Genomic DNA, 19,127 nt, shown 5'->3' on the forward strand with positions numbered 1-19,127 from the left:
GCTCCCCGCATGCCAACGAGCGGGACGCGGAAGTCGTGCCGCTAGAAGCCGAGCTTCACGAGCTGCTTGGGATCACGCTGCCAGTCCTTGGCCACCTTCACGTGCAGGTCGAGGTAGATCCGGGTGCCCAGCAGCGCCTCGATCCCGCGGCGGGCGTTGGTGCCCACCTCCCTGAGCCGGGCGCCGCCCTTGCCGATGATGATCGCCTTCTGCGACGGCCTCTCGACGTACAGGTTCACGTGCACGTCGAGCATCGGGTTGTCCTCGCTGCGGCCCTCGCGCGGGATCATCTCCTCCACCACGACGGCGAGGGAGTGGGGGAGCTCGTCCCGGACCCCCTCGAGGGCAGCCTCGCGCACCAGCTCGGCCACCATCACCGCTTCCGGCTCGTCGGTCAGTTCACCGCCGGGATACAGGACGGGCGATTCCGGCATGTGCCGGCTGAAGACCTCCGCGACGGTGTCCACCTGGAAGCCGTCGGCGGCCGACACCGGCACAATGTCCGCCCATCCCTCGGGGCCGGCGACCTCGGTGCCGAGCTTCGACACGGCGAGGAGCTGCTCGGTCAGGGCCTGACGGTCCACGAGGTCCGTCTTGGTCACCACGGCGATGAGGGGCTTGCGGTTGAGCCGTGCCAGCTGCTCGGCGATGAAGCGGTCGCCGGGGCCGATCTTCTCGTTGGCCGGAAGGCAGAAACCGACGGCGTCGACCTCGGCCAGCGTGTCCGCGACGAGGTCGTTGAGGCGCTGACCCAGGAGGGTACGCGGACGGTGGAGTCCGGGGGTGTCCACGAGGACGATCTGGGAATCCTCGCGGTTCACGATGCCGCGGATGGTGTGCCGGGTGGTTTGGGGCTTCGCCGAGGTGATGGCGACCTTCTGCCCCACCAGGGCATTCGTCAGGGTGGACTTACCGGCGTTCGGCCGTCCCACGAGCGAGACGAATCCTGCCCTGTGCTCAGCGTCGCTCATTGTCAGCCTCTATCGTCTCTCGTTCGTCCTGCTCGGTGTGCTCTGGCGGAATGCGGTACGCGATGACGTGGGACACCCTGTTGCGGCGGCCCTCCACGCGCTCGGCCCGCAGACCGATACCGTCAATTGTGACCTCCGATCCCACGATCGGCACCCTTCCGAGGGTCTTCGCAAGGAGCCCGCCCACCGTGTCCACCTCCTCGTCGTCGAGGTCGAGGCCGAACAGCTCACCGAGGTCGTCGATGCCCATCCGGGCACTCACGCGGTATTCGCCGTCGTCGAGCTGCTCCTGCTCCGGGACCTCGGAATCGTACTCGTCGACGATCTCGCCCACGATCTCCTCGATCAGGTCCTCGAGCGTGACGAGTCCGGCGGTTCCGCCGTACTCGTCGATCACGATCGCGACGTGCGTCGACTCGCGCTGCAGTTCCCTCAGCAGGTCGCCCACGGGCTTCGATTCCGGCACGTAGCGGGCGGGCCGGCAGTCCGCGTCCACCGGTCGGGACAGGTTCGACGCCGGGCGGCCGTGGAGGTTCGCGACGACGTCCTTCAGGTACAGCAGGCCCTTGATGTCGTCGGAGCTCTCGCCGATCACGGGGATCCTCGAGTAGCCCGACCGCAGGAAGAGCGACATCGCCTGGCTGAGGGTCGAGCCGGACTCGATGGTCACCATGTCGGTGCGTGGCACCATCACGGACCGCACCTTGGTGTCGCCGAGCTCGAAGACCGAGTGGATGAGTTCCGCTTCGTTGTCCTCGATCATCTCGGCGTCCGAGGCGCGGGAGAGCAGTTCCCGGAACTCCTCCTGCGTGAAGAACGCGGCCTCGTCCCGTGCGGCCCCGGGTGTGATGGCGCTGCCGATCCCCACGAGCCAGCGCGGGATGGGCCCGAGGACGGCGCAGAGGAACGCCACCAGCCCGGCGGTCGCGCGCACGACGGCGGGAGCGTGCATCCTCCCGAGCTGGCGTGGCGACACGCCCACGATCACGAAGCCGATGGCCGCCATCACCGCGGTGGCGAGCAGCCCTGCGAGCCAGATGCTGTCGAAGAGGTCGTGGAACAGGATGGCGACGGCGACCGCTCCGGCCATCTCGAACCAGACCCGCCAGAACCGCAGCGCATGCATATGGGCGACGGGGGCATCGAGGATGCGGCGGAGGGAGGTGGTGCGGGACCCCTGGACGAGTGCTTCGCCCTCCTGCCGCGGGAGGTAGCTGAACGCTGCTTCCGCAGCCGTGACGAGTGCTGCGGTGAGTGCGAAGAGCAGACCCATGAGCCCGAGGAGCCAGATGGTCAAGCGCGCGTCTCCCGGGGTGCGGTGCCGCCGAGGAAGTCGGACAGGAGCTGGCGCTGCAGGCCGAACATCTCCTTCTCCTCCTCGGGTTCCGCATGGTCGTAGCCGAGGAGGTGGAGCACGCCGTGCGTGGTCAGGAGGAGCAGTTCGTCGTTCGTGCCGTGGCCCGCGGCAGCCCCCTGTGATGCCGCCACCTCGGGGCAGAGCACGATGTCGCCCAGCAGCCCGGCGGGCGTGACGCGCCCCGGCGTGCCGGGACGCAGCTCGTCCATGGGGAACGACAGCACGTCAGTGGGACCCGGCTCGTCCATCCATTCCACGTGGAGCTTCTCCATCGCGGCGACATCGACGAGGATGATCGACAGTTCCGCCTCGGGGTGGACGAACAGGGATTCGAACAGGAAGTTCGCGAGGCGGACGAGGGACTCTTCCTCGACCTCGTAACCGGACTCGTTGTTGACCTCGACGCTCATCGGGCTGCCACCGGTCGGCGGGCCTGCGTCGCGCGCTGCTCTTCGTCCCACGTGCTGTAGGCACTGACGATGTCGCCCACCAGGCGGTGCCGGACGACGTCGGCGGCATCCAGTTCGCTGAAGTAGACGTCGTCGACGTCGCGGAGGATCTCGCTCACGATCCGCAGGCCGGAACTCGTACCGTTGGGGAGGTCCACCTGCGTGACATCGCCGGTCACGACCATCTTGGACCCGAAGCCGAGGCGTGTGAGGAACATCTTCATCTGCTCCGGCGTCGTGTTCTGCGCCTCGTCGAGGATGATGAACGCGTCGTTCAGCGTCCGCCCGCGCATGTAGGCGAGCGGTGCGACCTCGATCGTGCCGGCCGCCATGAGGCGCGGGATGGAATCGGGGTCCATCATGTCGTGCAGCGCGTCGTACAGCGGACGCAGGTACGGGTCGATCTTGTCGTTCAGGGTGCCCGGGAGGAAGCCCAGCCGCTCCCCCGCCTCCACGGCGGGGCGCGTCAGGATGATCCGGTTGACCTCCTTCTGCTGCAGCGCCTGGACGGCCTTCGCCATGGCCAGGTAGGTCTTGCCGGTACCGGCCGGGCCGATGCCGAACACGATGGTGTTGCGGTCGATGGCGTCGACGTACGTGCTCTGGTTCAGCGTCTTGGGGCGGATGGTCTTTCCGCGCGACGTCAGGATGTTGACGGACAGCACCTCCGAGGGACGGGCGGCGCTCTGCGTCTTGAGCATCGTGACCAGCTGCTCGAGGACCTGGGGCGAGACCGTGGCGTTGTTGCTGGCCATGGTCTGGATCTCACCGATCAGCCGCTCGGTGCGCAGGACGTCCGCGGAAGGTCCCGTGATCGCCAGCTCGTTGCCCCGGGCCTGGAGGCTGACGCCCGGGAACGACTCCTCGATCAGGCGGAGCGCCTCGTCGTTGGAGCCGAGCGACTGCACCATCTGCTGGGTCGATTCGAAGACGAAGGTCCTGGTGTCCAGTCCTGCCGCATTGATGCCTGTTGAAGATTCGCTCATAGCTCGGCCGTCCGGCCTCTGATCGCCCCTCGCTGGAGTAGTCGTCCTGATGATCTGGTCCTGTCGTGCTCTCGCAGCAGGAATGCCAATGTTACGGCATCCCCCTTTTGTCAACAGGAGCGGGACCGCCTTGATTCCCTCGGGGTCGACGGCGGCGAACGCTGCCGAGCCGCACTCGGCTTTCGTCGCGAATCGGCAACGGCTTCGTATCGATCGGGTTTCAGTCCTGCCACCCGCCCGTATTCGTGGCGGGGCGTTCCCTGCGTTGTGCCAAGCTGAATCAGGTCCGGCAGGACCACCGCAAGCGGCCGGCGCCTCGTCCGACAGGGGCGTCCCCCGGCCGGGACACGGACATTCCACCGATAGACCCGCGCACCAGTGCGCCCGACGGAAGGGGGCCGGCATGAACGAGCAGGACCCCCTGAGGAAGAACCGGCTGGGGCTGCGAAGCATGCTCCTGGTCTCCGGCGGGGTGCTCGTCGCCAGCAGCGTGTACCTCCTCCCCAACGTCGGCCCGAACCAGGGCGGCGCGCCGACCACGTCCCTTCCGGCACCCCTGCAGCCGACGTCGTCCGCAGGGGAGACCGGTGCGTCCCCGACCGCGCCGGCGGTCCGGAGCGAGGGCGCGGCAGCCGGGCCCGCCGACGCGGTCCAGCCCCTCCTCCCGGTCTACTGGCTCGGCGACGTCGACGGCAGCGACAAGCTGTTCCGCGAATTCCTGGTGGCACCGGCCGAAGGCTCCGGAGATCCGATCGCCGACGCCGTGCAGCTCATGACCTCGGGGCGGCCGCTCGACCCCGACTACCGCTCCCCGTGGCGGGCCGCGTCGAACGTGACGTCCTCGATCTCCACGAAGAACGTCATCACGCTCGACATCTCCTCGGACGCCGTCTCGGAGGGACTCGGCGAGGACGAGGCCCGCCTCGCCCTCCAGCAACTGGTCTACACGGCGACCGCGGCGGCGTCCGACGCCGGCCTCATCACCGGGGGCGAGGCCAGCTCGGTGGTCGTACTCGTGGACGGGACGGCCGGCTACCGCGCCTTCGACGCCGTCGACCTCGACGGCGAGTGGACCCGGGACCCCGCCAACCTCGCTCCGGTGTGGATCATCGACCCGCAGGAGGATGTCGAGGCCGACACCGCGGGCCTCACGATCCACGGGGTGGGACCGGCCGCCGAGCAGTCCCTGGACTGGCGGATCGACCGCAGCATCGACGGCTCCGAGGACGGCGACGCCGCCCTCTTCCGGGACGGCTCCGTGGACATGGCCCCGCAGGACGGCGCACCCGGGGCGTTCTCCTTCTCGGTCACCCTTCCACCGGGCCGCTACGAGATCACGGTGTCCGCGCCCTCGGACGCGACCAGCGCCGCGGATTCGAAGACCGTCGTCGTCCGATAGCCGCGCCTCCCGCCCTACCAGCGACCGAGCAGGTGGTTCAGCAGCACGAGTGCGGCCGGACCGGCCGAGGACGACCGCAGGACGTGCGGACCCAGGCGGGCCGTGCTCGCACCGGCGGTCCGCAGTCTGGCCAGCTCGGTGTCACTGATGCCGCCCTCCGGGCCGACCACCACGGCGGTCGACGTCGGGACGTCGAGGGCGCCTGAGGTGCGCAGCTCCGACACCTGCTCGGCGAGAGACACCTCGGCGTCCTCGTGGAGGACGACGATCCGATCCACCGTCGACGCCCAGGCCACCAGTCGCGGCGTGTCGAGCACGCCATGGACGGTCGGGACGAACGAGCGGCGTGACTGCTTCGAGGCGGCGGCCACGAGCGAGGTCCACTTCTGCCGGCCCTTCTCCTCCTTGTCCCCGCGCCAGCGGACGATGCTGCGTTCGGCATGCCAGGGGACGACGGCGTCGACGCCGAGTTCGGTGGCCGCTTCCACGGCCTGCTCGTCGCGGCCGCCCTTCGCGAGGGCCTGGACGAGCACCAGGCGGTGCCGGGGCGCCGGATCCTGCCCTGCGCTCTCCACCGTCAGCTCCACGGTCCCGGCCCCGACCGCCGAGACCAGCCCGCGGAGCCGGTAGCCCGCACCGTCGGAGACGTCGATGCGCTCACCGGCCGTGAGCCGCCGGACCGTCGCGGCGTGGCGCCCCTCGTCACCGCCGAGGACGAACACGGCACCGGGCGCTGCGGACCGGACTGCCTCACCCGGTCCGAAGAAGAGGGGTCGCGTCATGGTCAGCGGTTCCCGAGACGCTCCCGCAGGCGCGCGAACACGCCCGAACCGCTGCTGGCCAGCTGTCCGTCCGTGTACTCCTCGTTGCGCAGTTCCGCGAGCTTGCGGAGGAGTTCCTCCTGCTGGTGGTCGACGTTCCGGGGCGTCTCGACATTGAGGTGGACCCGCAGGTCCCCCCTGCCCTGGTTCCGCAGGTGCGTGACGCCGAGGCCGCGCAGGGTGAGGATCTCGCCGGACTGCGTGCCCGGCTTGATGACCAGCTCCTGGTCGCCGTCGTAGGTGTCCAGGTGGACCGTGGTACCGAGCGCCGCAGCCGTCATCGGGACACTCAGCGTCACGTGCAGGTCGTCGCCGTCACGCAGGAAGGTCGCATTCGTCTCGACCCGGATCTCAACGTAGAGATCGCCCTGGGGTCCGCCGGCGATGCCGGCCTCGCCCTGTCCGGCCAGCTGGATGCGCGTGCCCGTACCGACCCCGGCGGGGACCTTGATGGTGAGGGTGCGGCGGGCGCGGATGCGCCCCTCGCCGCTGCACTCGTGGCACGGGCTGGGGATGACCGTGCCGTACCCCTGGCAGGTGCCGCAGGGCGCGCTCGTCATGACCTGGCCGAGGATCGAGCGCACGGCCCGCTGGACCTGGCCCGAACCACCGCAGATGTCGCAGGTGCGGGGCGAGGTGCCGGGCTGGCAGCACGTGCCGTCGCAGGTGGGGCACACCTCCGCGGTGTCCACCTCGATCTTCTTGTTCGTGCCGAAGACGGCATCCTTCAGGTCGATGCGCACGTTGATGAGCGCGTCCTGCCCGCGACGCGCCCGCGAAGGAGCACCCGGCTGCTGGCCGCCTCCGCCGAAGAAGGTCTCGAAGATGTCCTGGAAGGCGAAGCCCGAGCCCGAGTAGCCCGAGCCGTAGCCGTTGTCGGTCCCGTTCTCGTTGCCCGTCGTGTCGTAGACCCGCCGCTTCTGGGGATCCGACAGGACCTCGTAGGCGTGACTGACGCGCTTGAACTCCTCCGACGCGTCCTCACCGGGGTTCACGTCCGGGTGGAGCTTCCGCGCGAGCTTGCGGTACGCCTTCTTGATTTCCTCCCCGGTCGCACCCTGCGCCACACCGAGGACCTCATAGTGATTACTCACTCGTGCACATCACTTCCTGTTGGAGACTTCTGTCTTGTGCTCGCCGGCCGGGCCGGCGGAATACTGCCCGGATCGCGGGATACCGCCCGGATCAGGGCCGGAGGCTATTCCTCGAGGATCCTCGAGAGATAGCGGGCGACGGCGCGCACCGCGGCCATCGTCGTCGGATAGTCCATCCGGGTGGGTCCGAGGATGCCGAGCTTCGCACCGGCATCCGGGCCGTAGCCCGTCGCGACCACGGAGGCCTCCGACAGGCCCCCGTAGGGGTTCTCGCTGCCGATCCTCACCGAGATCCCCCGCGCGTCGTACTCCATCTCGGACAGGAGACGGAGCATCACCACCTGCTCCTCCAGCGCCTCGAGGATGGGCCCGATGCTCAGCGGGAAGTCGCCCGTGGACCGCGCGAGGTTCGCGGTACCCGCCAGCAGGATACGGTCGTCACGGCCGAGTCCCGCGAGCTGCTCGAGCGCCCTTCCGATGGTACTCCCGTGGGCCCGCAGTGCAGGAGGAAGCTGCGAGGCCGCGACCGCGAGCTCGCCGGGCAGGGCGGAGAGCTTCACACCCGACACCGCGGAGAGGATCCGCTGCTTCAGCTCCGCCAGCTCGGCCTCCTGGAGATCGGCGTGCGTCCGGACGATCCGTTGCTGGACCGTGCCGTTCGTCGCGATCAGGACCACGAGGATCTGCTGCGGCGCGAGCAGCACGAATTCGATGTGGCGCACCGAGGCCCCACCGACCCGGGGGAACTGCACCACGGCCACCTGGTTGGTGAGCTGCGCCAGCAGCCGGACCGTCCGGTCCATCACGTCGTCGAGGTCCTCCGCTCCTTCGAGCAGCGTCTGGATGGCCTTCTTCTCCGGCGCGGAGAGGGGCTTAACCTCCGAGATGCGATCCACGAAGAGCCGATAGCCCTTGTCCGTGGGGATCCGGCCCGAACTCGTGTGGGGTGCGGCGATCAGGCCCTCCTCCTCGAGGACGGCCATGTCGTTACGGATGGTGGCGGACGAGACACCGAGCTGGTGGCGGTCGACGAGGGCCTTGGAGCCGACGGGCTCCCGCGAATGGACGTAGTCCTCGACGATCGCCCGGAGGACCTCCAGGCGTCGTGGTTCACTCACTTCGATGTCACCTCCGGGTTCCACACTCGCTTCCCGGGCGGCCGGAGGCGATTAGCACTCGACACACCCAAGTGCCAAGTCTAGTACGTCCGGGCCGATTGTTAGCATTGGGAACCCGGGCTGCGGCAGACCGCCGGTGCCCTCGCGGGAAGGACGGGCTCGGCATGGACCACGGCTGGGGGGCACAGGACATCTCGACGCCCAGGAGGGTCGCGCTGCCCGATGTGCCCGTCGAGAAGGACATGGTCCTCGAGGACGTCCAGAGCGGTTTCGTGGGCGCCGTGATCCGCGTCGAGAAGTCCGGCGGGCTGCACGTGATGGTCCTCGAGGATCGCCGCGGCAAGCACCGCACGTTCCGGCTGGGCCATGGCTTCCTCCTCGACGGCGCACCCGTGCACGTCGTCGCACCCGTCGCGCGGACGGCGCCCGCGTCCCTGCGTACCGCCTCCGGGTCCGTGCGGGTCGAGGGTGCACGGGCGAGGACGGCCCGGGCCAGCAGGATCTGGGTGGAGGGGAAGCACGACGCCGAACTGGTCGAGAAGGTCTGGGGCGACGACCTCCGGCTCGAGGGCATCGTCGTCGAGCCGTTGCACGGTGTCGACGACCTCGAGGGAGCCGTCCGGGACTTCGGCCCCGGCCCGAACCGCCGGCTGGGGATCCTCGTCGACCACCTGCTGCCCGGCACCAAGGAGTCCCGCATCGCCCAGCAGGCGATGACCGTGCCCGGCGCCCGCAGCCACGTCCTGATCGTGGGCCACCCCTACGTCGATGTGTGGCAGGCCGTGAAGCCGGCAGCCCTCGGGCTCGAGGCCTGGCCCGTGGTCCCCCGCCACCAGGACTGGAAGACGGGCATCCTCGCCGGCCTGGGCTGGCCCCACGCCGACCAGGCCGCGATCGCCCACGGGTGGAGGCGCATCCTCGCGGGGGTCAGCACCTACGCGGATCTGGAGCCCTCGCTGCTGGGCCGCGTCGAGGAGGTCATCGACTTCCTGACCGCTCCGGCAGGTCCCGCCTGAGCGGTCGGCGCCCGACCACCACGTATCCTTGGAGCACGATCCGGGGGAAATGTTCCGCCGCCAGCAAAGGAATCGAAGTTGCCCAACACCGCCGACCACCAGCACCACGGACGGGGCGAGTCCCAGTCCGCGTTCGAAGGAACGCCGGCCAACGCCCTTCCACTGACCGCGTCGGAGGACCGCCAGTTCGCCACCCTGGCACACTTCGGCGGCATCCTGGGATTCATCCCGTCCCTGCTGATCTTCCTCATCTTCAAGGACAGGGGCCCCTTCACCGCGCAGGAGTCCAAGGAGGCACTGAACTTCACGCTGCCGCCGACGATCCTCGCGCTGGTCGCCTGGCTCCTGTCGCTGGTGCCGGTCATCGGCGGGATCTTCGCCGTCGTGAACGCCCTCATCTGGGTCACGATCACCATCTTCTCGGTCAACGCCGGCATCCAGGTCAACCGCGGGCGACCCTACCGGTACCCGCTGAACCTGCGCCTCGTCCGCTGACCACCCGGGCGCCGCATCCGCCGGTCCCGGTCATGGGTCTCCCGATCCACCGACGGCGCGCCCGGCCGTCATCAGCGGTCCCGGCCCGCGCCGCCCGCACGACCGTGCGGTCAGTCCGGCAGCAGTCTCCGCACGACCGCGTCCGCGAGCAGCCTGCCCTGGAAGGTCAGGACGACGCGGCCCGCGAAAGCTGCGGCAGGCTCGACGAGCCCGTCGGCGATCAGCCCGGCGATCGCCCTGCGGCCCGTCGCCGTCAGGGAGCCGGTCGGAAGCCCCTCACGGAGCCGTACGCGCAGCATGACGTCCTCGACGTAGCGATCCTCCGCCGACAGGATCTCGCGTCCGGCCGCGGGTGACCGCCCGATACCGAGAGCCTCGGCGTACGGACGCGGATGCTTCACGTTCCACCAGCGCGTGCCGCCGACGTGCGAATGCGCACCCGGGCCGGCGCCCCACCAGTCGCTCCCTCGCCAGTAGGCCAGATTGTGGCGACATTCGTCGGCGGGCGTCCGCGCCCAGTTGCTCACCTCGTACCAGTGCAGGCCGCCGGCGGTCAGCATCTCCTCCGCGAGGGCGTACTTGTCCGCGTGGTCGTCGTCGTCGATGGGCGGCACCTGTCCGCGGCGGATGCGCGAGGCGAGGCGGGTCCCGTCCTCGATGATGAGCGCGTAGGCGGAGATGTGGTCGGGCCCGTACGAGAGGGCCGTGGCCAGTGAGGTCCGCCAGTCCTCGAGCGACTCCCCCGGCGTCCCGTAGATCAGGTCCAGGCTGACCTTCAGCCCGGCCTCGCGCGCCCACTGCACGGCCTGCGGCACGCGCTCGGGCGAGTGGGTGCGGTCGAGCACGGCGAGCACGTGGGGCACCGCGGACTGCATGCCGAACGAGACGCGGGTGAAGCCGGCCTCCTTCAGGACACGCAGCGACTCCGGCGTGACGGAGTCGGGGTTGGCCTCGGTCGTGACCTCTGCATCCGGGGCCAGACCCCACTGCGCGGTGGCCGCGCGGAGGATCGAGGCGAGGTCCTCCGCCGGCAGGAGCGTGGGAGTGCCTCCGCCGAAGAAGACGGTGGACAGCGGCCGGGCCGGCACTCCGGAGGCCTCGAGGACGTGCGCACCGAGGGCCAGCTCCGCCAGCACCGATCCCGCGTAGGCGTCCTGCGACGCCCCGCCGCCGAGCTCCGTCGCGGTGTAGGTGTTGAAGTCGCAGTAGCCGCAGCGGACGGCGCAGAACGGAATGTGCACATAGAGGCAGAAGTCGCGCCCGAGCGCGCCGTCCGCTGCCTCCCGAGGCAGGACGCCGTCCTCGGGTGCCGGGAGGCCGAGTGGAAGGGCGCTAGGCACGCGGACCAGCCCCCTCGAAACCGTGCGGGGTCACTTCTTGGCTTTGTCCTTCGACTCGTCGGACGACAGCGCGGCGATGAAGGCCTCCTGGGGCACCTCCACGCGCCCCACCATCTTCATGCGCTTCTTGCCTTCCTTCTGCTTCTCGAGCAGCTTGCGCTTGCGCGTGATGTCGCCGCCGTAGCACTTGGCGAGCACGTCCTTCCGGATGGCCCGGATGCTCTCCCGAGCGATGATGCGCGCGCCGATGGCAGCCTGGATGGGCACCTCGAACTGCTGGCGCGGGATGAGCTCGCGGAGCTTGCCCGTCATCATGACGCCGTAGGCGTAGGCCTTGTCCCGGTGCGTGATGGCGCTGAAGGCGTCCACCTGTTCGCCCTGCAGGAGGATGTCCACCTTCACGAGGTCGGAGACCTGGTCGCCGTCGGCCTTCCAGTCCAGGGAACCGTAGCCGCGGGTCTTCGACTTGAGCAGGTCGAAGAAGTCGAAGACGATCTCCGCCAGCGGAAGCCGGTACCGGATCTCGACGCGGTCCTCGGACAGGTAGTCCATGCCGCCGAGGACGCCGCGGCGCTGCTGGCACAGCTCCATGATCGCGCCGACGAACTCCGACGGCGCGAGGATCGTCGCGGACACCATCGGCTCGCGCACCTCGGCGATCTTGCCCACCGGGTACTCGCTCGGGTTGGTGACCTTCATGATGCGCTTGTCCTCGAGCGTGACCTCGTACTCGACGTTCGGCGCCGTGGAGATCAGGTCGAGGTTGTACTCGCGCTCGAGGCGCTCGCGCGTGATCTCGAGGTGCAGCAGGCCCAGGAAGCCGACACGGAAGCCGAAGCCCAGCGCCGCCGACGTCTCCGGCTCGTAGACGAGAGCGGCGTCGTTCAGGGTGAACTTCGCGAGCGCGTCCCGCAGCACGGGGTAGTCGGTGCCGTCGAGCGGGTAGAGGCCGGAGAAGACCATGGGCTTTGGATCCTGGTAGCCGCCCAGCGACTCCGCGGCGGGCTTGGCGAGGTTGGTGACGGTGTCGCCGACCTTCGACTGACGCACGTCCTTCACACCGGTGATGAGATAGCCCACCTCGCCGACGCCGAGCCCCTTGGAGGGTTTCGGCTCGGGCGAACTCACGCCGATCTCGAGCAGTTCATGGCTGGCCCGCGTGGACATCATCTGGATGCGCTCGCGGGGGCTGAGCTTCCCGTCGACCACGCGGACGTAGGTCACCACGCCGCGGTACGTGTCGTACACGGAGTCGAAGATCATCGCCCGGGCCGGCGCATCCGGATCCCCGGTCGGGGCGGGGAGGTCGCGCACGATCTTGTCCATCAGGGCCTCGACGCCGACCCCGGTCTTCCCGGAGACCATCAGGACGTCCTCGGGCTCGCCGCCGATGAGGCTCGCCAGCTCCGCAGCGTACTTCTCCGGCTGCGCAGCAGGCAGGTCGATCTTGTTCAGGACCGGGATGATCGTGAGGTTGTTCTCCATCGCGAGGTACAGGTTCGCGAGGGTCTGGGCCTCGATGCCCTGCGCCGCGTCGACGAGCAGGATCGCCCCTTCGCAGGCCGCGAGCGAGCGTGACACCTCGTAGGTGAAGTCGACGTGGCCGGGGGTGTCGATCATGTTCAGCGCGTAGGCGGTGCCGTCCACCTCCCAGGGCAGCCGGACGGCCTGCGACTTGATCGTGATGCCGCGCTCGCGCTCGATGTCCATCCGGTCCAGGTACTGCGCCTTCATGTCCCGCTGCTCGACGGCTCCGGTGAGCTGGAGCATGCGGTCGGCCAACGTGGACTTGCCATGATCGATGTGGGCGATGATGCAGAAATTCCGAATGATCGCCGGATCGGTGGCGGCGGGCACCGGCGCGGTGCGGGCCATGGGTGACACGTAGGTTCCTCACTCTTTCGGGACAGGGTGCGGCATGCGGCTCCCGCCGCGCCGTCATCGGCGGCGGACGGGGCTGGTTCGCGCCGATTCAACTCCCCCTAGTGTCCCACGTGGCCGCACGGCTCCGGGAATCGCGCGCTCCCGGTTCCCGGGCCACGGCTGGTACTGGCCTAGGATTCCAGCATGGCGATCACGGTCCGCTCCCTCCTGTCCCTCGCGCGTCGTGTCGTCCGGGCGGTGGACAGCACCTCGGCCGGGACCCCGGCCGATCGGACGGGCACGCAGAGCCGACGTCGGCCCGTCGGCACACGGCGGCCCGGGCCGGCGGTGCCATCAGCGGCTCCCCGCTCCGGGCACGACCGACGGCAGCAGGCGGTGCTCGCCTACTCGCCGTCGTCCGACGGCAACCCGGACCCGGGCGAGATCGTCTGGACGTGGGTTCCGTACGAGGACGACCCGGCACAGGGCAAGGACCGCCCCGTGCTCCTGATCGGGCGTGACGGCGGCGACCTGCTGGGCCTCATGCTGACGAGCCGGGACCGGAACAACGGCCGTGACTCCGACGACCGGTACGTGGACATCGGCACGGGCAGCTGGGACCGGCAGGGGCGCCCGAGCGAGGTGAAGATCGACCGCGTCCTGCGGATCGCCCCCGCCGAGATCAGGCGTGAAGGTGCGGTCCTGGCACGGGGGCGCTTCGAGCAGGTGGTCGCGGCGGTACCCGACCACCTGCTCCCCTAGGCAGGCCCGAGGCCGTCCCGACCACGGCACACTCCCGAGGCCGGAGGGCTCACCGGTCGAGGTGCCGGAGCCCGACCGGCACGGCTGGGGAGTCGGGATTCCGTGCGCCTTTCTGGTAACCTTTATAGCTGTGTGTCCGCGCAGGTCTTCGGGCACTTTGGCCGATCGCCATACGGTATCCCCACGCCGCTCAGTCTTGGTTGGCCGAAATACCCTCACGACCAGTCCGCAATACAAAGAAAGTTCTCATACGTGGCAAATATCAAGTCCCAGAAGAAGCGCATCCTCACCAACGAAAAGGCGAGGCAGCGCAACAACTCGGTCAAGTCCGAGCTCAAGACCGCCATCCGCGCCGTGAACACGGCCGTCGAGGGCGCTGACAAGGACGCTGCCGCTACGGCGCTGCAGGCAGCCAGCCGCAAGCTCGACAAGGCTGTCAGCAAGGGTGTGCTGCACAAGAACAACGCAGCGAACCGCAAGTCCGCGATCTCCAAGAAGGTCAACGCTCTCTGAGCTGCGGAACCTTCGACGTAGGGCCGCCTCCGCAGGGAGGCGGCCCTACGTCGTTAAGGGCGGGAGCGCAGCGATCCCGGGCCGGGACCGGTCCCGGCCCGCGGGACAACGCCGGGGCCCTGCCGCACAACCGAGCCAGGCGCCTGGCGCGGAGCTGATCCTGTCCGTGCTGCGTCAGCCGTCGCCCAGCGCGATGACGGTGACGGCCCGTTCGACGGCGTACACGGGATCCCGCGATTCGCCCTTCACCTGGGCGTCGGCTTCGGCGAGGGCGCGGATGCAGCGCGCCAGGGCCTCGGAGCTGAAGCGCTGGGCCTCCTTGCGTGCCTGGTCCACCTGCCACGGCGCCATCCCCAGGTCCTTCGCCAGCTGCATCGAGGATCCTCGGACCCCATGGACCTTCGCGACGGCGCGGACCTTCATGGCGAGCGCGGCGACGATGGGGACGGGGTCCGCCCCCGTGGCAAGAGCATGGCGCAGCATGGACAGTGCCTGCGCGGTCCGCCCTGCCAGGGCGGCATCGGCCACCTTGAAACCGGTCGCCTCGACGCGGCCCCCGTAGTACTTCTCCACCGTCTCCGCCGAGATGTCGCCCGCGGTGTCCGCCATGAGCTGCTGGCAGGCTGCCGCCAGCTCGGGGAGCTGCGAACCGACCGCGGCGACGAGCGCCCGCACGGCATCCGGGTCGATGCGCCGGCGTGCCAGACGGAACTCGGTGGTGACGAACTCCGCCTTCTCCCCGTCTTTCTTCAGAGGCTGGCAGTCGACGACGGTGGCCTTGGCGGCCTTGATCGCATCGAGCAGCTTCTTCCCACGGTTCCCGCCCGAGTGGCGCATCACCAGGACGACATCGGGTGCCGGGTCCTCGAGGTAGGCGAGCGCGTCGACCAGGAAGGCATCGTTCATCTGTGCCAGCCCCGCCACCTCGATGATCTTCCAGTCCCCGAACAACGACGGGCTGGCCTGCATGGTCAGGGTTCCCGCGTCATAGGACCCGGCGTCGAACCGGACCAGTTCCGCTCCAGGCTGTGCCGTGCGCACCTGTGCCCGGATCGATTCCGCAGCCCGGGATGCCAGGTACTCCTCGGGACCGGAGAGCAGGAGGACGCCGGCGGGGCGCACCTCGCGCCATGATGCTGGTTGCTGCTGGCCCGCGCCGGTGCTGCGGCCGGCGGGTGATCTCGTTGCCACGCGGGGGTGTTCCTTCCGTCGGAATGCACTCCTACTCTTGCACGGAGCCCTCTCGCCTCAAAGCTGCAGCGGTGGCTCCGGCCGGCACCCCGTCAGCGGAGTCGGTGGACCTCGATCCTGCCGTCGGTGACACCCACGGTGAACGATCCGAGTTCGTCGGTCCGGGCGCTGGCGATGCCGGAGCGGTCGAGCCGTTCGAGGATGCGGGGATGCGGGTGGCCGTAGTCGTTGTCCTTGCCGACCGAGATGAGGGCGAGGGCGGGTGAAACGGCGTCGATGATCCCTGTTCCCCCGTTCCTCGCTCCGTGATGGGCGATCTTGAGGATGTCCACTCCCCCGTCCCTCAGGGAGGGGACCGCGGCGAGGAGCTCCGCGGCGGCGTCCTCCTCGAGGTCCCCGGTGAGGAGGAGCGTGACGGGCCGTTCCGCCGTGGGCACCACGACCTGCAGGACGGCGCTCGCGTTGTTCTCCTCCGGCAGGCGTGTCTCCCCCCGTGGCCAGAGGACGTCCACCCGCACGGGTGGAAGGTCGAGCCGGGTCGCACCGGTCAGACGCTCGGCGCCGACGCCGGCGCCTGCCGTCGCGTCGGTCAGCTCACGCGGCAGGCCGTCCTCCCCGGTCGAGTAGTACAGGGCCGATACGGTCCTTCCACGCAATGCCCCTTCCACCCCGCCGTAGTGGTCGTCGTGCAGATGCGTGATGACGAGTGCATCGATCACCTCGATCCCGAGTGCGTCCAGGCACCGGTCCATGGCATCGGGGTCGGGCCCGGTGTCGACGACCAGTGCGTGCTCCGCCGACGTCCTGATGACCATGCCGTCGCCCTGTCCGACGTCGCACATCGTGAGAGCCCACCGGGCGGAGGACCCCGTGCCCCGCCGGTCGACGAGGGCGATGGTCGCGAGCGCCCCCAGCAGGGCGACGGCGAGGACGATCGCGACGGTCCGGCGCCCGGCCCTGGCCGGCGGCCGCCCTGCTGTTCCAGACCCGGCCGGCGGCCGCCCTGCTGTTCCAGACCCGGTCGGGACGGACGGGGGCTGCCGAGTGCGGGTGACGGCACGCCGCCAACCGGCGAGGACCGACTCGCGGCGGACCATGGCGAGGAGAAGCAGCACCGACCCGAATGCAGCCACCACCGCTCCCGGCGCGCCCGGGAACCAGGGCACGGTCGCGGCAGGAGCGGCTGCGAGGGCCTCGGCGACGCCTGCCACCCAGCGGGTACCCCACTGGGCGGTGGCGATCAGGGCCGGCGCGAGTACGGGACCGGCGACGAGTGCCACGACCGCCGCCATGCCCACCAGCGTGATGGCCGGGACGACCGGTGACACCAGGACGTTGGCGGGTAGCGAGTACACCGGCAGGGCGGGCTGGATCAGGACCAGGATCGGAGTGCAGAAGAGCTGCGCGGTCAGCGGGATGGCGAGCAGTTGGGCCGCCGGGCGCGGCATCATCAGGCCGAGGGTGTCGACGACCGTCGGACCGGCCGTGACCAGCCCCAGGGTCGCCGCCACCGACAGCACGAAGGCGAAGGACACCGAGAGCCAGGGATCCACGGCGAGGAGGACGATGACCGACACCATCAGCAGTGTCAGCGAGACCCTGCCGCGGCCCGAGAGGACGGCAGCCACCCCGACCGCCCCCATGACCGCAGCGCGGAGGACGCTCGGCTCGGGCCGGACGAGCAGGACGAACGCCACGAGCGAGACCACGGCACCGACGCCGGCCGGTAGCCGGGGAAGCCGGAGCACCCGCAGCCCGAGGAAGGCGAACGCCACGACGTAGGAGCAGTTCGCTCCGCTCACCGCGGTGAGATGGGTCAGTCCGGTCCGTCGCATGGCCTCCTCGAGGTCCGGGGCGAGCCCGGTCCGGTCACCCAGTGCCATGCCCGGGAGCAGGCCTCCGTCGCGGCTGTCGGCGAGGGCGAGGTCCCGGAACCGCGTGCGCAGGTGATCCGTGTAGCCGAGCCAGCCGCGGGCCTCCTCGATCGCCGGGCTGCTGGCAGGGAGGAAGATCGCGGCCGCCCTCCCCACGCGGTCCGCAGGTTCCGCCGTGCCCAGGACGCGGACGGTGTCGCCGGTCCCCACGCCGGCCCACCCGCCCGGCCCCAGGACCACGACGGGGGTCGCCGCCACGAAGGGAGCACCCCGGAGGACACCACCGAGGACCTCGGCGTCCACGAGGTAGCGCTTCCCGCCCCCGAATGCTCCCGGACCCAACGAGGACGGCTCTCCCGTGATGCGCAGGACCGCAGTGAACGGGACACCGCCGTCGAGCGCCTCGTCCACCGGTCCCGCCTCGGCACGGGCGAGGCTGCCGCCGGCCGACAGCAGCACCAGGCTCAGCGCGGCCGCGGGGGCCAGCGCCTGGCCGGGCAGCAGCGCCCACGCACGTCGCCGGCCCGGCACGATGACCACGAGACAGGACAGCATGAGTGCACAGGCCCCGGCCAGGAGCCCCGCTGCCGTCGCCCCGACCGCCCCGCCATGGACAGCGACGGCAGCGGCCGTCCACGCAGCCGCAGCGGACGGGACCAGGCGCAGGTCGCCGTGCCACCGGGACGGAGCAGCCTGCGGGCCTCGGTGGGCCGGTCCCGGGACGGATCCTCCCGGCGGATCGGCGGAGGCAGCGCGGCCAGGACCTCCGCCGTCGTGCCTCACCGCACCACGATGAGGGGAAGGATCCCGTCGAGCATCGCCGGCCCGATACCAGGCACGGCGTCGATGTCGGCCGCCTGGCCGAACGGCCCGTGCTCCGTGCGCCAGTCGATGATGCGCTGTCCGAGCACCGGACCGACGCGTGGCAGCAGCTCGATCTCCGCGAGCGTCGCGGTATTGATGTCGATTCCGCCCGGGCTCCCGCCAGGTGCACCGCCGCCGCCGGGACCCTCGACCTGCCGTCCCGGGGATTGGGCGGGGGACGAGGTGCCGGGGAGGTCCTGGGTGATCCGCGGTTCCTCGCCGACGGCGAGGACGTGGATGTGCTGCCCGTCGGACGGTGTCGCAGCGAGGTTGATCCCCTCGAGGTCTGCCTCGGGGAGCGCACCACCTGCCCTGCCCATGACGTCGAACAGGCGCGTACCGGACGGGACCGTGACGACTCCGGGTGCTGCGACCGCTCCCGTGACGTAGACGATGATGATCCCCTGCGCTCCGCCTCCGGTACCGCCCGTGACGCCGAGAGGGTCCCCTGACCGGTCGGTCGACTCATACGTCGGTGCCTCACCGGGACTCCCCGGGCCGACTCCACCCGTACCGTCCTCGCCACCGGAACCACCCGGACCCTCGCCCGTAGCGGCCCCCACGGCTGCATCCCCTGCGGCTCCGTCACCGGCAGTCGCACCCCGTGCGGCTCCATCGCCGGCAGCCGGCTCGGCAGTATCCTCCGATACGCCGCTGTCGAGCTGCACCGACACCGCGGCTGCGGACGGCTCGGAGCTCCGGACGAGGAAGAGCGCTGCGCCGACCGCCAGTGCCACCCCGGCGAAGACGAGTGCCGCCGAGCGCGCGACGCGCCACTGGACACCGGTCGACACGGTCTGCCGGCCCACCTCCTCCCTCCGGGCAGCGCGGACAGCGCGCGTATCCGAACTGTCCGGCACATCCTCGAGGCCATCCGCCGGGAGGAGAACGCCCGCCGCGCTGCCATCCGCCGGCCGGGCCGCGGGAGCCCAGGTGCCGGTCTCCCCTGCGTCGCCGGCGGTCGGCCATCGGTGCTTTCCCATCCCGCAACGCTAGGAGCGGGACTCGTCCTCG

The 19,127-nt window shown here is 70.1% G+C and carries 17 protein-coding genes; 5 read left to right on the plus strand and 12 right to left on the minus strand.

Features of this window, described 5'->3' with window-relative positions:
- Window positions 1-41: 41 nt before the first annotated feature.
- The 4 genes from era to AC0Z9V_RS02510 are packed head-to-tail and all read right to left on the minus strand — an operon-like array spanning window position 42 to window position 3,763.
- Window positions 42-971 (minus strand): GTPase Era, encoded by a 930-nt coding sequence (gene era, locus AC0Z9V_RS02495; protein ID WP_133080553.1) that lies wholly within the window; start codon window positions 969-971, stop codon window positions 42-44.
- Window positions 958-2,268: a hemolysin family protein gene (locus AC0Z9V_RS02500; RefSeq protein ID WP_208739826.1), complete on the minus strand. Its 1,311-nt coding sequence runs from the start codon at window positions 2,266-2,268 to the stop codon at window positions 958-960. The genes era and AC0Z9V_RS02500 overlap by 14 nt, the downstream gene beginning before the upstream one ends.
- The gene (ybeY, locus tag AC0Z9V_RS02505; protein WP_133080555.1) at window positions 2,265-2,738 is read right to left on the minus strand and encodes an rRNA maturation RNase YbeY; all 474 of its coding nucleotides are present in this window, start codon (window positions 2,736-2,738) and stop codon (window positions 2,265-2,267) included. Before ybeY ends, AC0Z9V_RS02500 begins: the two co-directional genes overlap by 4 nt.
- Window positions 2,735-3,763 carry a PhoH family protein gene (locus AC0Z9V_RS02510; RefSeq protein WP_133080556.1) on the minus strand — a complete coding sequence of 343 codons (1,029 nt, stop codon included), beginning with the start codon at window positions 3,761-3,763 and terminating at the stop codon, window positions 2,735-2,737. The genes ybeY and AC0Z9V_RS02510 overlap by 4 nt, the downstream gene beginning before the upstream one ends.
- Before the next feature lie 403 nt (window positions 3,764-4,166).
- On the opposite strand from AC0Z9V_RS02510, the gene AC0Z9V_RS02515 reads away from it, so the two are divergent.
- Window positions 4,167-5,162: a GerMN domain-containing protein gene (locus tag AC0Z9V_RS02515; protein ID WP_485140613.1), complete on the plus strand. Its 996-nt coding sequence runs from the start codon at window positions 4,167-4,169 to the stop codon at window positions 5,160-5,162.
- 14 nt (window positions 5,163-5,176) lie between these two features.
- Here the strand turns inward: AC0Z9V_RS02515 and AC0Z9V_RS02520 are convergent, their stop codons facing one another.
- The 3 genes from AC0Z9V_RS02520 to hrcA all read right to left on the minus strand — a co-directional run bounded on the left by AC0Z9V_RS02520 (window position 5,177) and on the right by hrcA (window position 8,195).
- Window positions 5,177-5,944 (minus strand): 16S rRNA (uracil(1498)-N(3))-methyltransferase, encoded by a 768-nt coding sequence (locus AC0Z9V_RS02520; protein WP_133080558.1) that lies wholly within the window; start codon window positions 5,942-5,944, stop codon window positions 5,177-5,179.
- Between the two features lie 2 nt (window positions 5,945-5,946).
- Window positions 5,947-7,077 carry a molecular chaperone DnaJ gene (dnaJ, locus tag AC0Z9V_RS02525; RefSeq protein ID WP_485140614.1) on the minus strand — a complete coding sequence of 377 codons (1,131 nt, stop codon included), beginning with the start codon at window positions 7,075-7,077 and terminating at the stop codon, window positions 5,947-5,949.
- 104 nt (window positions 7,078-7,181) lie between these two features.
- Window positions 7,182-8,195 carry a heat-inducible transcriptional repressor HrcA gene (hrcA, locus tag AC0Z9V_RS02530; RefSeq protein WP_133080560.1) on the minus strand — a complete coding sequence of 338 codons (1,014 nt, stop codon included), beginning with the start codon at window positions 8,193-8,195 and terminating at the stop codon, window positions 7,182-7,184.
- Between the two features lie 164 nt (window positions 8,196-8,359).
- Here hrcA and AC0Z9V_RS02535 point away from each other — a divergent pair, with 164 nt between their 5' ends.
- On the plus strand, window positions 8,360-9,211 hold the full coding sequence (locus AC0Z9V_RS02535) for a DUF3097 domain-containing protein (protein ID WP_208740080.1): 852 nt from the start codon (window positions 8,360-8,362) through the stop codon (window positions 9,209-9,211).
- Between the two features lie 78 nt (window positions 9,212-9,289).
- Entirely contained in the window at window positions 9,290-9,706 is a 417-nt protein-coding gene (locus tag AC0Z9V_RS02540; protein WP_133080562.1) for a DUF4870 domain-containing protein, read from the plus strand.
- A 110-nt stretch (window positions 9,707-9,816) separates the two neighbouring features.
- Here AC0Z9V_RS02540 and hemW read toward each other — a convergent pair whose 3' ends face one another.
- Window positions 9,817-11,046, minus strand: a complete 1,230-nt coding sequence (gene hemW / locus AC0Z9V_RS02545; protein ID WP_485140615.1) for a radical SAM family heme chaperone HemW — start codon at window positions 11,044-11,046, stop codon at window positions 9,817-9,819.
- A gap of 30 nt (window positions 11,047-11,076) precedes the next feature.
- On the minus strand, window positions 11,077-12,930 hold the full coding sequence (gene lepA / locus AC0Z9V_RS02550; RefSeq protein WP_459268345.1) for a translation elongation factor 4: 1,854 nt from the start codon (window positions 12,928-12,930) through the stop codon (window positions 11,077-11,079).
- Between the two features lie 183 nt (window positions 12,931-13,113).
- Here lepA and AC0Z9V_RS02555 point away from each other — a divergent pair, with 183 nt between their 5' ends.
- A complete protein-coding gene (locus AC0Z9V_RS02555; RefSeq protein WP_485140616.1) occupies window positions 13,114-13,671 on the plus strand; it encodes a type II toxin-antitoxin system PemK/MazF family toxin in 558 nt (185 codons plus the stop codon).
- 252 nt (window positions 13,672-13,923) lie between these two features.
- Window positions 13,924-14,184 (plus strand): 30S ribosomal protein S20, encoded by a 261-nt coding sequence (gene rpsT / locus AC0Z9V_RS02560; protein ID WP_087075755.1) that lies wholly within the window; start codon window positions 13,924-13,926, stop codon window positions 14,182-14,184.
- 174 nt (window positions 14,185-14,358) lie between these two features.
- Here rpsT and holA read toward each other — a convergent pair whose 3' ends face one another.
- From holA to AC0Z9V_RS02575, 3 genes are all read right to left on the minus strand, one after another.
- Window positions 14,359-15,375 (minus strand): DNA polymerase III subunit delta, encoded by a 1,017-nt coding sequence (gene holA, locus AC0Z9V_RS02565; protein ID WP_485140617.1) that lies wholly within the window; start codon window positions 15,373-15,375, stop codon window positions 14,359-14,361.
- 92 nt (window positions 15,376-15,467) lie between these two features.
- A complete protein-coding gene (locus tag AC0Z9V_RS02570; protein WP_485140618.1) occupies window positions 15,468-18,032 on the minus strand; it encodes a ComEC/Rec2 family competence protein in 2,565 nt (854 codons plus the stop codon).
- Window positions 18,029-19,096: a ComEA family DNA-binding protein gene (locus tag AC0Z9V_RS02575; protein WP_485140619.1), complete on the minus strand. Its 1,068-nt coding sequence runs from the start codon at window positions 19,094-19,096 to the stop codon at window positions 18,029-18,031. Before AC0Z9V_RS02575 ends, AC0Z9V_RS02570 begins: the two co-directional genes overlap by 4 nt.
- Window positions 19,097-19,127: the final 31 nt, after the last annotated feature.

The organism is Arthrobacter sp. UYP4 (genome assembly GCF_057291175.1).